Raw genomic sequence first — 14,452 nt, 5'->3', positions numbered from 1 at the left:
CCGGGTCGTCCGGCGCACGGGTCGGCGTGGGTGGGCCCGGCCGGTCTCGAACCGGCGACCTCCGCGGTGTAAGCGCGGCGCTCTGACCAACTGAGCTACAGGCCCCTGCGGTCGGTCAGCCTACCGGCGGCCGGGGGCCCTGCTGCACGTCGCGGCGGCGATCCGGTGCGCCCCCGGCCGGCGTCCCGCCGTAGGCTCGACGTCGTGCGAGCCACCGTCATCCACGGCCCCCGCGACGTGCGCGTCGAGCAGGTGCCGGACCCCGTGATCCACCGTCCCACCGACGCCGTCGTCCGCGTCGTCGCCGCGTGCGTGTGCGGCTCCGACCTGTGGGGCTACCGCGGGGTGCGACCGACCCGGGAACCCCACCGGACCGGCCACGAGTTCGTCGGCGTGGTCGAGGAGGTGGGCGCCGACGTGCGCCGCGTCCGGGTCGGCGACTTCGTCGTCGCGCCGTTCTCGGTCTGCGACAACACCTGCGTGCACTGCCGCAACGGCGTGCACACCTCGTGCGAGCAGGTCGCGTGGTGGGGGTCGCCCGACCATGACGGCCTGCCCACCGACGGCGGGCAGGGTGAGTACGTCCGGGTCCCGCTGGCCGACGGCACGCTCGTCGTCACCCCCGAGCACCCCGACGCGGCCCTGCTGCCCCACGTGCTGACCCTCACGGACGTGCTGGGCACCGGCCACCACGCCGCGCTGGCGGCCGGTGTGCACGCCGGCTCCACCATCGCCGTGGTGGGCGACGGGGCCGTCGGCCTGTGCGGGATCATCGCGGCACGCCGCCTCGGTGCCGCGCGTGTCGTCGCGATGTCGCGCAACCCGGCCCGGCAGGCCCTGGCGCGGCGCTTCGGCGCGACCGACGTGGTCGAGGAGCGTGGCGACGAGGGTGCCGCGGCGGTGCTCGACCTGCTCGGCGGCGTGGGTCCGGACGGCGTCCTGGAGTGCGTCGGCACCAAGGAGTCGATGGCGCAGGCGCTGGCCACCGTGCGGCCCGGCGGACGGGTCGGCTTCGTCGGGGTGCCCGCGGGCGGCCCGGAGCTGTCGGTCCAGACGATGTTCGGCGGCAACAAGGGCGTGGTCGGGGGGGTGGCCCCCGTGCGTGGTTACATCGAGGGCCTGCTGCCCGACGTCTGGGCGGGGACCATCGAGCCCGGCCTCGTCTTCGACGCGACGTTCGCGCTCGACGACGTCGCGGACGCCTACCGCGCGATGGACGAGCGCACCTGCACGAAGGCGCTGGTGCTGCCGTGACCGCGACGCTCGCCGACGTCGTCGCCGCGCTGGACCGGCGGTACCCGCCCGGCACCGCCGAGCAGTGGGACCGGGTGGGTCTGGCCGCCGGCGACCCCGACGCGCCCGTGCGTCGCGTGCTCCTCGCGGTCGACCCCGTCGCGGCCGTCGTGGACGAGGCGCTCGCGTGGGAGGCGGACCTGCTGGTCACGCACCACCCGCTGCTGCTGCGCCCGGTGCACTCGGTGGCCGCGACCACCTTCAAGGGCGCGCTCCTGCACCGTCTGGTGCGGGGCGGCTGCGGGCTCTACACGGCGCACACCAACGCCGACGCGGCGCACGGCGGGGTCGCCGAGGCGCTGGCCGACACGATCGGCCTGGTGGGCACCGAGCCGCTGGTGCCCGCCGACGCGCCGGCGCTCGACAAGCACGTCGTCATGGTCCCGGTCGAGGACGCCGAGCGGCTGGTGGACGCGCTCGCGGGCGCGGGTGCCGGGCACGTGGGCGCCTACGAGCGCTGCGCGTGGACGACCACCGGCGAGGGCACGTTCACGCCGCTGCCGGGTGCCGCGCCGGCCCTGGGCGTCGTGGGGCGCCGCGAGACGGTCGCCGAGGCGCGTGTCGAGATGGTCGCGCCCCGGAGCCGGCGGGCCGCGGTCGTCGCCGCGATGCGCTCCGCGCACCCGTACGAGGAGCCCGCGTTCGACGTCCTGGAGCTCGCGGCGCTCCCGGGCGCCACCGGGCTCGGACGTGTCGGGACGCTGCCCGCACCGCAGCCGCTGCACGCGTTCGCCGCCGCGGTGGCCCGTGCCGTGCCCGCCACGGCGCAGGGCGTGCGGTACGCGGGGGACCCCGACATGCCGGTGCGCCGTGTCGCGGTGCTCGGGGGATCCGGCGACTCGCTGTTCGACGCGGTGCGCGCCGCGGACGTCGACGTGTACGTCACCGCCGACCTGCGGCACCACCCGGCCTCGGAGCAGCAGGAGCGGGCGGCCTTCGACGCGCGGGGCGGTGCGCCGCGCCCCGCCCTGGTCGACCTGGCCCACTCCGCGTCCGAGTGGCTGTGGCTGCCCCGCGCGGCGCAGGCGCTGCGCGACGACCTGGCGGCCGCGGGCACTACGGTGGAGACCCGCGTCAGCACGCGGCGCACCGACCCGTGGACGGGTCACGTGCCGCAGACGTCCCCGCCGGAAGGAACCACGTGAGCAGCGCCCCCGCCGCCGACCAGCGCCGACTCCTCGACGTCCAGGAGCTCGACACCCGACTCGCCCAGCTCGCGCACAAGCGGCGCAGCCTGCCTGCGCTCGCCCGCCTCGTCGAGCTCGACTCCCGCCTCGCGGACCTCGAGACCGCGCTGGTGACGTCCCGCACGGCGGCGTCGGACCTGCGCACGGAGGTGGCCAAGGCCGAGGCCGACGTCGACCAGGTGCGCAGCCGCGCCACGCGCGACCAGCAGCGGCTCGACGGCGGTCAGGTGGGTGCCAAGGACGCGCAGGCGCTCACCAGCGAGCTGGCGAGCCTCGCGGCCCGGCAGTCGCACCTGGAGGACGTGGAGCTCGAGGTGATGGAGCGGCTCGAGGCGCACGAGGCGGTGCTGCGCGACCTGGAGCAGGCGCGTGCCGCGCTGGTCGAGGACCGCGACCGGGTCGTCGCAGAGCGCGACGCGGGCTATGCCGAGGTCGACGCGGAGGCCGCACGGGTGCGCGCCGAGCGCGAGCGCACCGCCGACGGCCTCGACGGCGCGCTCGTCGCCCTCTACGAGCGCCTGCGCGGTCAGCTGGGCGGCAGCGGGGCCGCCGCGTTGCGCGGCAACCGGTGCGAGGGGTGCCGGCTCGAGCTCAACCCGCTCGACCTCGAGGCGATCCGTGCCCGGCCCGTCGACGCGGTGGTGCGGTGCGAGGAGTGCGGTCGGATCCTCGTGAGGCTCACGGACTGACGTCGCGCGCGGGCGCGGCGCGCTGGACCGCCGGCCGTCCACGGCGAAGACTGCAGGCGTGACCAGCACACCGCCTCGCGACGACCGGCCCGCCGACGACCGCCACGGGGCGCACGCGCACGCCCCGGACCCCTCGCCCGCCGACGCGCTCGCGGCGTCGGCGGCGGACCCGGCGGGGTCGGGTGCCTCGGCGGCCCCCGGCACCCGGCGTCGGGCCGACCGCCCGTCCGGCAGCGTGCCGCGCTTCGACGACGACGAGCCGACGACCGTCGTGCTGGTGCGCCACGGGCAGACCACCATGACGGTCTCGCGCGGCTACTCGGGCTCGTCCGAGCCCGGACCGTCGCTGGACGAGCGCGGGCGGCAGCAGGCGGCGGCCGCCGCGGCCCTCGTCCACCGGGTGGGTCGCGACCTGTGGGGCGACATCGCGTACCCCTCCGAGATCGTCGCCTCGCCGATGATCCGCACGCAGGAGACCGCGGGCGTCGTGGCCGAGCGCCTGGGGCTGCCCGTCCGGACGGACCCCGCCTTCCAGGAGGCGCACTTCGGCCACTGGCAGGGGCTGACGTCCGAGCAGATCGAGGAGCGCTGGCCCGGCAGGCTCGAGCCGTGGCACACCACGGGGCGTCTGCGACCCCCGGGCGGCGGTGAGTCCATCGAGGACGTCGGCGTGCGCCTGCGCGCGGGTCTGGACGCGCTGCGCGCGGGCGGCAGCCGGACCGTGGTCGTGGTCTCCCACGCGGTGGCGATCCGCGCGGCGCTCGGCGTGACCCTGGGTGTCGACCCCGGCACCTGGAGCCAGCTGCGCGTGGCGCCGGCATCGGTGAGCATCATCCGGCTCTTCGGTGACCGCCGCGACGAGATCGCGGTGGCCGGGGCGCCCAGCGAGGGCTGGTGACGGACGTCAGGTGACGGCGGTCAGGTGACGACGAGGGAGAGCATGCGGGCGCCGCGCCGCGGCACCGGGCCGAGCTCGACGGCGTGCAGCGCGCCGCCCACCAGGGCGCTCGCGGCGTCGGCGAGCTCCTCGGCGTCCCGCGGCGCACGGCCGCGGCGGGTCACCAGGTGGCGCGTCAGGACCCCGCGCGTGTGCTTGGCGTGGTGGGAGACGACGGAGCGCCGCCCGTCGACCTCGCGCAGCACGCGGACGTCGACCCAGCAGGCGCCGGCCGGCGGCGTCCAGGCGGCGCGGTAGGCGGCCGAGCGGCAGTCGACGACGAGCCCGCCGTCGGCGGCGTCCCCCAGCTCGACGCCCAGGGGACCGCGCCACGCGGCCGCCAGCGGCCCGATGCCGGGCAGGTCGGTGCCCATGGACAGGCGGTACGCCGGGACGACGTCGTCGACCGTCAGCAGGCCCCACAGGGCCGAGACGACGCGCACGCTCCCGACGGCGCGCGCCCGCGCGGCGGGCGTCAGCGCGTCGAGGCCGGCGGCCCCGTAGAGCACACCGGTGTAGACCCGTGACGCGCGGGCCGCGGGTGCCCCGCGCAGGCCGACGTTGCGGGCGACCTCGTCGGCCAGCCCGGCGGACACGCCGAGGACGTCGCACGCGTCGGGTCGGCCGCTCACCGCCACCAGTGCGTCGAGGACCTTCTCGCGCACCGGCGTCAGGCCGCCGTGGGACAGGGCGTCCAGGTCGAGCGGCGGAGCGGTCGGCGGTGCGGGCGTCTTGCCCTCCGAGGGCGGCAGCAGCACGAGCACCGCACGAGGGTACGTTGGTCGCCCCGCAGTCCCCACGTCCCGAGGGTGTGAGATGGCACAGGTCAAGGTGTACGGGCGGCGCTCGGTGTGGGCCGACCGGCGGAGCGAGGTCTCGGACGCCGTCCACGGCGCCCTCGTGGGCGCGTGGGGGCTGCCCGCGGACAAGCGGTTCCACCGGTTCCTGCTGCTCGACGACGAGGACCTGGTCGCGCCGCGGGGCCCGGAGTACCTCGTCGTCGAGGTCGTCTGCTTCACGGGCCGCAGCCCGGCGGCGGTGCGGGCGCTGGTCGCGGCCTTCTTCGACGACGTGGCACCCGCCCTCGGGCTGGCGCCCGACGACCTGGAGGTCGTGGTCCTCGAGAGCCCGCCGACGCACTGGGGCATCCGCGGCGTCGCGGGCGACGAGCTGAGCCTGTCGTACCGCGTGGACGTGTGACGCGGGTAGGCTGACCACGCGGATGAGTCAGCCAGGCGGCCGCGTCGGGACCCTCGGGTCCCGCCGAGGAACGTCCGGGCTCCGTAGGGCAGGGTGGTGGGTAACGCCCACCCGGGGTGACCCGCGGGACAGTGCCACAGAGAACAGACCGCCACGACGGACCGGTTCGCCGGGACGACGGGGTAAGGGTGAAACGGTGGTGCAAGAGACCACCAGCGCACCGGGTGACCGGTGCGGCTCGGCAAACCCCACCCGGAGCAAGGCCAGACAGGGAGCGTTCGAGGGTTGCCCGCCCGAGCTCCCGGGTAGGCCGCTGGAGGCGTGCGGCAACGTACGTCGTAGATGGATGGTCGCCACCCGCGCGGGGGAGACCGCGCGCGGGGACAGAACCCGGCGTACCGGCTGACTCATCCGCCCTCGCGGGTCAGAGCCGCGCGGGCGTCCGCCGCGCCTCCCGTGCCTCGTCGGCGCGGTCGACGCCGACCGGCGCGGCGGCCACGGCGGGCAGAAGCACGGTGAACGTCGCGCCACCGCCGGGACCGCTGACCGCCTGGATCGTGCCACCGTGGCTGGTGACGACCTCGCGCAGCAGCGCGAGCCCCAGCCCGAAGCGCCGCTCCTCGTCCCCGGGTCCGCGGTGGAAGCGGTCGAAGATCCGCTCGGCGTCCAGCGGGTCGAACCCCTCGCCGGTGTCGGTGACGACAAGCTCGACGACGCCCCGCTGCTCGACCGCCGTCACGGACACGACCACGCGTCCCGCGGGCGGGGTGTGCGACAGCGCGTTGGAGACCAGCTCGGCGACGACGCGTCGCAGGGCGGACGCGACACCCACGACGGGTGGCACGTCGGGGTCGGTGAGCGCGGTGACGCTCACGCCCTGTGCTGCGGCCCGTGCCGCGTCGTTCGCGACCGCCTCCTCGACGAGGGCGGCGAGGTCGACGTGGGTGCTGTCCGGGCGGGTCGTGGCCGTGTCCTGCGCGGCCGTGAGCCGTGCGGACAGGAGCAGCTCGTCGACGATCTCCCCGAGGCGCCGGGTCGTGACGACGAGCCGGTCGAGGTCGCGCGCCTGGACGTCGTCGTCCGCGGCGCGGGCGCGACGCTCGAGCAGCTGGGCGCGGGCGTGCACCTGGGCGATCGGCGTGCGCAGCTCGTGGCTGGCGTCGGCGACGAACCGCCGTTGGCGCTGCAGGGCCTCGGCCAGCGGGGCGACGGCGCGGCGCCCGACGACCACACCGCCGACGACGGCCGCGAGCGCGCCCGCAGCGGCCGCGACGCCGAACGCGATGAGCAGGTGCCGGCGGTCGGCCAGCTGGAACCGGGCGTCGAAGACGGCCTGCACGACGTGGTCGCCCTGCGGCGCGGTGCGCACGAAGTAGACGGTGCCGTCCTGTGCGACGCGGGTGTCCTGGGGGACACCGGTCGCGTGCACCTCGCGCAGCGCGTCGGTGAGCGGGAAGCCGTCCGGCGGGGCGGCGACGCCGTTGTCCACGGCGGTGCCGTCGTACGTGATGATCCAGCTGCACGCGGGCGGTCCGGCGATGGTGCCGTGCTCGACGCCCCACGCGAGCTCACCGTCGATCTGGCGCTCCTGGCTGTGCAGCAGCAGCCCGTAGGAGATGGCCCCGGCCAGGGCGAGCAGCACCGCGATGACGAGGCCGACGAGGGCGCCGATGCGCAGTCGCGCCCGCCGCAGGACGCGGTCCTCGGGCGTGGGCGGGTTCACAGCGTGCCCAGCCGGTAGCCGGCGCCGCGGACGGTGCGCACGGCGTCGCGTCCGAGCTTGCGGCGCAGGTAGTACACGTAGGTGTCGACGATGGACGCCGCCTCGGTGTCCTGGAACACGACGCGGCGCAGCTCCGCGCGCGTGTGCACGGTGCGTGGCCGCTCCGCGAGGGTGCGCAGCAGCGCGTGCTCGCGCGTCGAGAGGTCCACGCACCGGCCGCCCGGCAGGACGACCTGGCGGGTCACGAGGTCGAGCGACGCCTCGCCGACCGGCAGGTGGGTGTCGGCCTCGTCGACGCGGCGGCACAGTGCGCGGATGCGGGCGCTGAGCTCGTCCAGCTCGAACGGCTTGACGAGGTAGTCGTCGGCCCCGGCGTCGAGGCCGGCGACCCGGTCGGCGACCGTGCCCAGCGCGGTGAGCACCAGTGCCCGTGCCACGACGGCGCGTGAGCGCAGCCGCCGCAGCAGGTCCAGGCCGTCCACCGCGGGCAGCCGGCGGTCGACGACGAGGACGTCGTAGGGGCGTGTCAGGCCGAGGTGCAGCGCGCGGTGGCCGTCGCGCGCCTGGTCGACGAGGTACCCCTCGTCGGTCAGGGTCTCGGTCAGCATGTCGTTGAGCTCGCGGTCGTCCTCGACGACGAGGAGGCGGTGGGATCGTCCTGACATGTCCTGACAATGGCACATCTGGTGTGACTTGAGTAACACTTCCGTGGTCACGATGTCACCCGCTCGGCCTCCACCGCGGCCGGCGTGGGCTCCACGAGAGGGTGACGGCGCTCGACCCAGGACAGCAACGGGCTGGTCATCACCGTGGTCACGAGCGCGACCAGCACGAGGACGGTGAACAGGGCAGGGCCTACGATGCCGGCCTCCAGGCCGATGTTCAGCGCGATGAGCTGCATCAGCCCGCGGGCGTTCATGAGGGACGCGACGCGCAGCGCGACCCCCTGCGGCTCACCACGGCGCCGAGCCGCTGCCCAGCAGGCGCCGAACTTCCCTGCGACCGCCACGACCACGCACGCCACGGCGAACAGCAGCACCGTCGGATCCGTGAACAGCCCGAACTGCGTGTTCAGGCCGGAGTACGTGAAGAACAGCGGGACGAGGACCCCCGTCACCGGCGTGAGGGAACCCACGACGCGGTCGGCGGCAGGCACCCGCGGGACGGCGAGGCCGAGCGCGAACGCGCCGAAGACCGCGTACAGCCCGATCTCGTCGGTGAACCACGCCGCGCCGAACAGCACGGCCACCGTGCCGAGCAGGCGCGCGCCGTCGTCCACGCGCGGGCTCCCCATGAGGCGGCGCATGCCGGGACGGGCCACGAACACCACGACGGCCACGAACACCAGCGCACCGCCGACGGTGACGAGCGCCGGCCCCGGGCTGCCGGTCGCCACGGCCAGCACCACCGCGAGCAGCACCCAGGCGACGACGTCGTCCACCGCACCGCTCGCGAGCGCGATCGTCCCGTGGCGGGTGCCGGCCTGCCCCCGCTCGGTGATGATCCGCGCGAGCATCGGGAACGCCGTGATCGCCAGCGCCACCCCCACGAACGCGGCGACGACGCCCACCGGGACGCCGTCGGGCTGCAGCGGGACGTGCCCCGCGGCGAGCAGCACGAGCGCGACGCCGAGGACCAGCGGCCCGGTGACGCCCGCGAGCGACACGGCTGCCGCGGTGCGGGCCAGGCCGTCGGAGCGCCGGGCGGTGAACGCGTACCCCGCGTGGAACATCAGCAGGACGAGCCCCACCTGCCCGACGACGAACAGGACGGGCCGCAGGTCGTCGGGGAACAGCGACTCCTGCACGCCCGGCAGGAACAGGCCCAGCAGGGACGGGCCGAGGAGCACCCCGGCCACCATCTCGCCGACGACGGGTGGCTGCCCGACGCGGCCCAGCAGCCACGACACGCCGCGGCACACGAGCAGGATGACGACCACTGCGAGGAAGAATCGGGGTGCGAGCTCGACCGGTGTCATGCGCGGACCTCCCGGAAGTAGGTGGTGCAGGGACGGCGTCGACGGGCGTCGAGGACCATGACGGTGCCGAGCACCAGCTGCTGCACGGACCGCCCGACGTCGGCCCACCGGTCGGCCAGCCGCATGGCGGCCAGCCGCACGCGTCCCGGTGCGGGGGCGCCGGCCGGCGTGAGGTAGGCGGGGCCGCGGTTCGGCAGCGACCGCGTGTGCGCGGCGCTGGACGTCACGTCGTAGCGGCGGAGCACCTCGCGCAGCACGGCGCGCAGCATGACGGGCGCCGACCCGCGTGCGGGGCAGGCCCGGTTCGCGGTGACGCCGAACGGGATGAAGTGCGCGTCGCGCGGGCGCAGGGTCCGCCAGCGCTCGGGGTCGAACGCGTCGTCGGGTGCGGTGCCGGTGCGCTGGTACGCGAGGTAGTTGAACAGCAGCACCGAACCCGTCGGCAGCGTCACGTCGCCGACGTCGATCGGCGCGGACGTGATGCGGTGCGCGATGCCGAACAGCGGGTGCACCCGCAGCGTCTCGTCGACGATCCGGTCCAGCGCCTCGTCGTCGTCGACCTGGCCCCGTGCCGGTGCGTGGTCGCCCGCGCAGAGCAGGACGTGCGCGGCGGCCTCCGACATCTGCACGACCGCGGTGTTGAAGAACGCGCCCTGCAGGTACCAGGCGGTCTCCTGCGCGGTGAACGGCGGTGGCAGCACCACCGGGCACGTGCCCGCCTCGATCCGGGCCTGCAGGTACGCGGTGAGCCGGTCGCGCCGGTCCAGGTGCCGCAGCCCGGTGCACTTGAGGGCCGTGACGACGTCGTCGGCGTTGCCGACCACGAGGTCCCGGGCGTCGCGCGGGCACGGCTCGGCGAAGACCAGCTCGTGGTAGACCTCGGCCCACACGGGCATCAGCAGGTCGCGCAGCCGTACGCGGGTCGTGCGGTCCGCCGGCAGGGCGTCCAGCGCGCGGCGGACGGCCGCGGTCGCGAGCTCGTCGCTGCGCTCGTGCCGCACCGCCAGGACCTGGCGCGTCGTGCGGGCGACCGTCCGGTAGCGCTCACCGGGCTCGAGGTGCTCCTGGTGCATGTGCGGCCCGGGTGCCAGCCAGTACCAGAAGAGGTCCGACAGCCCGGCGCCGGCGCTGCGCCCGTCGGCGGCGGGGTGCGAGTAGACGTCCTCGAAGTGCTCCGCGCCGACCAGCGGGCCCGGCACGGGGATGCCCTCGGCGCCGTTGACCCGGGCGAACACCCGCTCGCGCAGGCGCACGACCGTGCGTGGCAGCCACCGCGGCAGCGTCCAGAGCACCACCGCCGCCGCGAGGACCGCGAGCGCCGTCGTCACGGGACCGTCACCAGGTCGGGGGTGAGGTCGCGCGGTCGGTGCGCCCCCGCGAGCGCCATGGCGTGGGCGAGGTCGTCGACGAGGTCCGTCAGCACCGACCGGACCCCGTCCGCCCCGCCCTGTGCGAGTCCCCACAGCACGGGCCGGCCGACCATCACCGCGTCCGCCCCCGTCGCGAGCGCCACGAGCACGTCGACGCCGCGACGCACCCCGCCGTCGAGCAGCACCGGCACCCGCCCGTCGACCGCGGCGACCACGCCGGGCAGCGCGTCGAGCGAGCTGACCGTGCCGTCGAGCTGGCGGCCGCCGTGGTTGGAGACCACGACGCCGTCGACGCCGTGCTCGACCGCCAGCCGCGCGTCGGCGGGGTGCAGCACGCCCTTGACGAGCACGGGCAGGGTCGTGGTGGTGCGCAGCCACGCCACGGCGTCCCACCCGAGGTCCGCGTCGACGACCAGCTCGCGCACCCGCCCGTCGGCGTCCCGGAGGTTCTCGCACACCAGACCGGCGGGCAGGTCGGTGAAGCCGTGCCGTGCGTCGCGCGCGTGGCGGCCGCGCACCGGGGAGTCCACGGTGACGACCAGGGCCCGGCAGCCGGCCGCCTCCGCGCGGGCGACGAGCGCCGCCGTGAACGCGCGGTCCGGCTGCACGTACAGCTGGAACCACGTGGTGGCGCCCGTCGCGGCGACGTCCTCGAGCGCGACGGTCGACATGGTGCTCACGGTGAGCAGCCCGCCGGCCGCGCGCACGCCCCGCGCCGTCGCGGCCTCGCCGTCCGGGTGCGCCAGGCGGTGGAACGCGGTCGGCGCGACCACGACCGGTGCGGCGAGCCGCACCCCCGGCAGGTCCGTCGTCAGGTCGGTGGCTCCCGGGCCGCGCAGCACGCGCGGCACCACCCGGCGGCGGGCGAACGCCTCCTCGTTGTCCGTCAGGGTCCGCTCCTCACCGGCCCCGCCGGCGAGGTAGTCGAAGTGCACGGGGTCCAGCACGGCCCGGGCGCCGCGCTCGGCCTCCCGCAGCGGCCCGGGCACGTCAGCGTCCCGCCAGCGCACCGGCCACGAAGCCCTCGAGCGGGGCCACGTGCGCATCGGGCCGGTCCCACCGGTTCTCGAGGTTCTCCGCCAGGTGGTGCGTCGCGACGAGCTGCCCGTGTCGGTGGTGACGGACCACCGGGTGCAGGTACGCCGCGTCGTGCGCGACGCCGGGCTGGTCCTGCGCGATGCGGGCCACGCCGATGTCGAACGGGTCGACCTTGTCGTGGTCGGGCCCGTACTCGAGGGTCACGACGAACGTGTCGTCGTCGTGCCCGTCGGGCCCGAGCCCGACGCGCGCGTGGTACGCGACGGGCACCTCCTCGTGGTAGCGGGCGGTGTCGCCGGCGACGGCGACGACGTCCGCCAGGACGCCGAACTGCTGCCACAGCGCGGAGGACCGGTTGACCCGCTCGACCACGGCGGCGGCGATCGCCGCGGGCGTCGCGGCGACGGGCCGCGAGGGCCACGGCTCGTCGGCGTACCGCCGCTCGAGGATGTGGTGCAGTGCCCGTGTGGCGTACCGGAACCCGTGCACGAACCCGTTGGTGGAGTGCTTGAAGTCGCGCTGCTGGCTGAGGGTCCCGGCGAAGAAGAGCCCCGGCACGTCGACGGACTCCCACTCGTCGGTCTGCGCGGGGAACCGGCCGCCGATCGCGAGCGCCGGCCGGCACGACTCGTCGAACACGCCGGGGTCGAACGCGAACCCGGTGCACGCGAGCACCCGGTCGTAGTGGAGGACGCGGGTCTCGTCGGCCCGGGCGAAGCGGAACGTCACGGCCAGGCCGTCGTCGTCGCGCTCGATGCGCTCGATCGTGCCGTCCAGCACCGCGTTGGCGGACTTCAGCTGGTACGTGTCGAGGAAGTTGTTGTTCACGGCGCGCAGGTGCCCCACGTAGTGCGTGCGCCACGCGAGCCGCACCGAGTCCGGTCCCGCGAGGTGGATGAGGGTGGTCGTCTCCATGAGCGCGTCGGCCGTCTCGAACCCCGAGTTGCCCTTGCCGATGACGAGCACGCGCTGGTCGAGGAAGTCGTCCGGGTCCACGGGCATCGTGTCGTAGCCCTCGACGAGCTCGAACCCGGGGATCGCGGGGCGGTGCAGCCGGCTGACACCCGTCGCGACGACGACCGAGCGGGCCGTCAGGACGTCGTCGCCCACCCGCACGTCGAACAGGTCGCCGCGGCGTGACACCCGCCAGACGGGCGCGCCGTACCGCACCCGCACCTTGGTGCGCTCGGCGAAGTCGGCGAGGTACTGCACCATCACGTCCGCGTCGGGGAAGTACCGGTCCGTGTAGCGCGTGAACCGCAGGTCGGGGTCGTCGCTGAGCAGCGAGTTCCAGTCGAACCGCAGGTTCAGCTCCGGGTCGTCGCTGCCGGTGCGCGGCTTGTTGATCGAGATGAGGCGGCGGTGCCGCGGGTACCGCGCGAAGAACGAGCCCGCGGCGTCGGCCCGCTCGACGACGAGGTAGTCGCGGCGGCCGTCGGCCTCCAGCAGCGCGCCGAGCTGCAGGCCGGCGGGTCCGGCTCCGATGACGAGGTGGTCGAGGGTCACGGTCGTGCCTCCGGGTCGGTGGTGAGGACGACGTGCGCGCAGGTGCGCACGTCCTGCTCGAGCGGACGGTCGGGGTCGACGGGGCGCACCGCGTCCTCCAGTGCGTCGAGGAGGGCGACCGACGCGCTCGCGGTGGGGCGCCGCGCGCCGACGTGCGGGGCCTGCCGCAGCCCCAGCGCGAGGGAGCCGAGCAGCAGCCGCAGGACGACGACGCCGTCGAGCGACCGCAGCGCGGCCTGCGTGCCGAACGGCACGACGTCCTGCGTGCGCAGGTTCGTCGAGAGCGACTGCATGCTGGCCGGGGTCGCGTCCCGGCGGAGCTCGGCCACCAGGGCGGTCGAGGCGAGCTGCACGCCCTGCAGCCCGTGCTGCTGCCCGGGGCCGGCCGCGAGCATCGGCGGCAGCCCGCCGTTGCGGCTCGGGTCCACGAGCAGGTCGAGCTGCCGCTCGGCGAGGTTGCCGAGCTGGGCGGCCACGAGCGCGAGCAGGTCGGCCGCGAACGCCGCGGGCTGCCCGAAGAAGTTGCCGCCATGCACCACCTTGTCCGCCTCGGGGAACAGCAGCGGGTTGTCGCTGACGCCCGCCAGGTCCGCCGTGACGACGTCCTCGACGTACCGCAGCGCGTCGTGCGCGGCCCCGAGCAGCTGCGGTGCGCAGCGGATGGAGTAGGGCTCCTGCAGGGGCCGGGTGCCGGTCGGCGTCAGGCCGGTCAGCAGCTCCCGCATGCGCGTGCCCACGACGGTGGCGCCGGGGTGCGCCCAGCGGGCGAGCAGGTCGGCGTCGGCGAACTGCGGGTCGCACCCCAGCAGGTCGGCGAGCAGGCACGTCAGGCGCACGACGCCCGCGTGCACGGCCCGGACCCCGTCGAGGGCGAGCGCGAGCGCCGCCGTCGTCAGCGACGTGCCGTTGACCAGCGCGAGCGCGTCCCGGCCGTCGAGGTGCAGCGGTGCCAGGCCGGCGGCGTCCAGCGCCTCGCGCGCCGGCAGACGTCGGCCGTCGAGCTCCGCCTCCCCGTCGCCGCGCAGCGCGGCGGCGACCGCGGCGAGGGGGATCAGGTCACCGCTCGCACCCACGGACCCCCACCGCGGCACGACCGGTGCGAACGTCGTCCCGAGCATCGCGGCCAGCGCGTCCAGCACGTCGGGCCCCACCCCCGAGGCGCCCTGGGCGAGCGAGCGGGTACGCACGAGCACGGTGGCCCGGACGAGCCCGGGAGGCAGCGTGGGGCCCTGACCGGCGCCGAGGTGCGCGAGCGTGTTGTCCGCCTGGTCGCGACCGTCGGCCCTGCCGGCGAACCCCACCAGCGCGCCGAAGCCCGTCGTGCGGCCGTACACCGCGCGGTCGCCCGCCACGGCGGCGTCGAGGAGGGCCCGTGCCGCGCCGGTGCGCTCGCGTGCCTCGGGCGGCACGACCACGTCCACCGGGCCGGCGGCCGCCGCGAGCAGGTCACGGGTCCGCAGAGGGGCGGCGAGGTCGACGCGGGTCGTCAGCGCGGCACGGGCTTCCATGCCCCCGACGGTAGGGACGCGAT

13 protein-coding genes, 1 tRNA gene and 1 other RNA gene are annotated in these 14,452 nt (G+C 75.8%); 6 read left to right on the top strand and 9 right to left on the bottom strand.

Annotated features, from left to right (window positions below; all coding sequences use genetic code 11):
- Window positions 1-31 precede the first annotated feature (31 nt).
- A tRNA-Val gene (locus tag BMZ16_RS08995) sits at window positions 32-105 on the bottom strand.
- A 99-nt stretch (window positions 106-204) separates the two neighbouring features.
- Between BMZ16_RS08995 and BMZ16_RS08990 the strand changes: the two genes are divergently transcribed.
- From BMZ16_RS08990 to BMZ16_RS08975, 4 genes are read left to right on the top strand one after another with little or no spacing between them, the layout of a single operon-like run.
- Entirely contained in the window at window positions 205-1,254 is a 1,050-nt protein-coding gene (locus BMZ16_RS08990; RefSeq protein WP_089799564.1) for a zinc-dependent alcohol dehydrogenase family protein, read from the top strand.
- Window positions 1,251-2,438 (top strand): Nif3-like dinuclear metal center hexameric protein, encoded by a 1,188-nt coding sequence (locus BMZ16_RS08985; protein ID WP_089799563.1) that lies wholly within the window; start codon window positions 1,251-1,253, stop codon window positions 2,436-2,438. Before BMZ16_RS08990 ends, BMZ16_RS08985 begins: the two co-directional genes overlap by 4 nt.
- Window positions 2,435-3,169 (top strand): zinc ribbon domain-containing protein, encoded by a 735-nt coding sequence (locus tag BMZ16_RS08980; protein ID WP_089799561.1) that lies wholly within the window; start codon window positions 2,435-2,437, stop codon window positions 3,167-3,169. Before BMZ16_RS08985 ends, BMZ16_RS08980 begins: the two co-directional genes overlap by 4 nt.
- A 58-nt stretch (window positions 3,170-3,227) precedes the next feature.
- Entirely contained in the window at window positions 3,228-4,067 is an 840-nt protein-coding gene (locus BMZ16_RS08975) for a histidine phosphatase family protein (RefSeq protein ID WP_255366475.1), read from the top strand.
- Window positions 4,068-4,087: 20 nt separating this feature from the next.
- Here BMZ16_RS08975 and BMZ16_RS08970 read toward each other — a convergent pair whose 3' ends face one another.
- Window positions 4,088-4,870, bottom strand: coding sequence for a YaaA family protein (locus BMZ16_RS08970; RefSeq protein WP_089799557.1), 783 nt, complete (start codon window positions 4,868-4,870; stop codon window positions 4,088-4,090).
- A gap of 52 nt (window positions 4,871-4,922) precedes the next feature.
- On the opposite strand from BMZ16_RS08970, the gene BMZ16_RS08965 reads away from it, so the two are divergent.
- Together BMZ16_RS08965 and rnpB are read left to right on the top strand one after the other, a co-directional pair.
- Window positions 4,923-5,306 (top strand): tautomerase family protein, encoded by a 384-nt coding sequence (locus tag BMZ16_RS08965; protein WP_089799555.1) that lies wholly within the window; start codon window positions 4,923-4,925, stop codon window positions 5,304-5,306.
- Window positions 5,307-5,329: 23 nt separating this feature from the next.
- Window positions 5,330-5,720: RNase P RNA component class A (rnpB, locus tag BMZ16_RS08960), an RNA gene on the top strand.
- Window positions 5,721-5,730: 10 nt separating this feature from the next.
- Here the strand turns inward: rnpB and BMZ16_RS08955 are convergent.
- The 7 genes from BMZ16_RS08955 to BMZ16_RS08925 are packed head-to-tail and all read right to left on the bottom strand — an operon-like array spanning window position 5,731 to window position 14,429.
- Window positions 5,731-7,029 carry a sensor histidine kinase gene (locus tag BMZ16_RS08955; RefSeq protein WP_089799553.1) on the bottom strand — a complete coding sequence of 433 codons (1,299 nt, stop codon included), beginning with the start codon at window positions 7,027-7,029 and terminating at the stop codon, window positions 5,731-5,733.
- Window positions 7,026-7,694, bottom strand: coding sequence for a response regulator transcription factor (locus BMZ16_RS08950; protein WP_089799551.1), 669 nt, complete (start codon window positions 7,692-7,694; stop codon window positions 7,026-7,028). The genes BMZ16_RS08955 and BMZ16_RS08950 overlap by 4 nt, the downstream gene beginning before the upstream one ends.
- Window positions 7,695-7,741: 47 nt before the next feature.
- The gene (locus BMZ16_RS08945; protein ID WP_089799549.1) at window positions 7,742-9,007 is read right to left on the bottom strand and encodes a cation:proton antiporter; all 1,266 of its coding nucleotides are present in this window, start codon (window positions 9,005-9,007) and stop codon (window positions 7,742-7,744) included.
- Window positions 9,004-10,335, bottom strand: coding sequence for a cytochrome P450 (locus tag BMZ16_RS08940; RefSeq protein ID WP_143082782.1), 1,332 nt, complete (start codon window positions 10,333-10,335; stop codon window positions 9,004-9,006). The genes BMZ16_RS08945 and BMZ16_RS08940 overlap by 4 nt, the downstream gene beginning before the upstream one ends.
- Window positions 10,332-11,366, bottom strand: a complete 1,035-nt coding sequence (locus BMZ16_RS08935; protein WP_255366474.1) for an alpha-hydroxy acid oxidase — start codon at window positions 11,364-11,366, stop codon at window positions 10,332-10,334. The genes BMZ16_RS08940 and BMZ16_RS08935 overlap by 4 nt, the downstream gene beginning before the upstream one ends.
- Window position 11,367: 1 nt before the next feature.
- Window positions 11,368-12,921, bottom strand: coding sequence for an NAD(P)-binding domain-containing protein (locus BMZ16_RS08930; protein ID WP_089799545.1), 1,554 nt, complete (start codon window positions 12,919-12,921; stop codon window positions 11,368-11,370).
- Entirely contained in the window at window positions 12,918-14,429 is a 1,512-nt protein-coding gene (locus tag BMZ16_RS08925) for an aromatic amino acid ammonia-lyase (protein ID WP_089799544.1), read from the bottom strand. Before BMZ16_RS08925 ends, BMZ16_RS08930 begins: the two co-directional genes overlap by 4 nt.
- Window positions 14,430-14,452: the final 23 nt, after the last annotated feature.

The sequence above is a fragment of the Cellulomonas sp. KH9 genome, assembly GCF_900114185.1.
Classification (GTDB): Bacteria; Actinomycetota; Actinomycetes; order Actinomycetales; family Cellulomonadaceae; genus Cellulomonas.
This window is presented reverse-complemented; position numbering and strand designations above follow the sequence as displayed.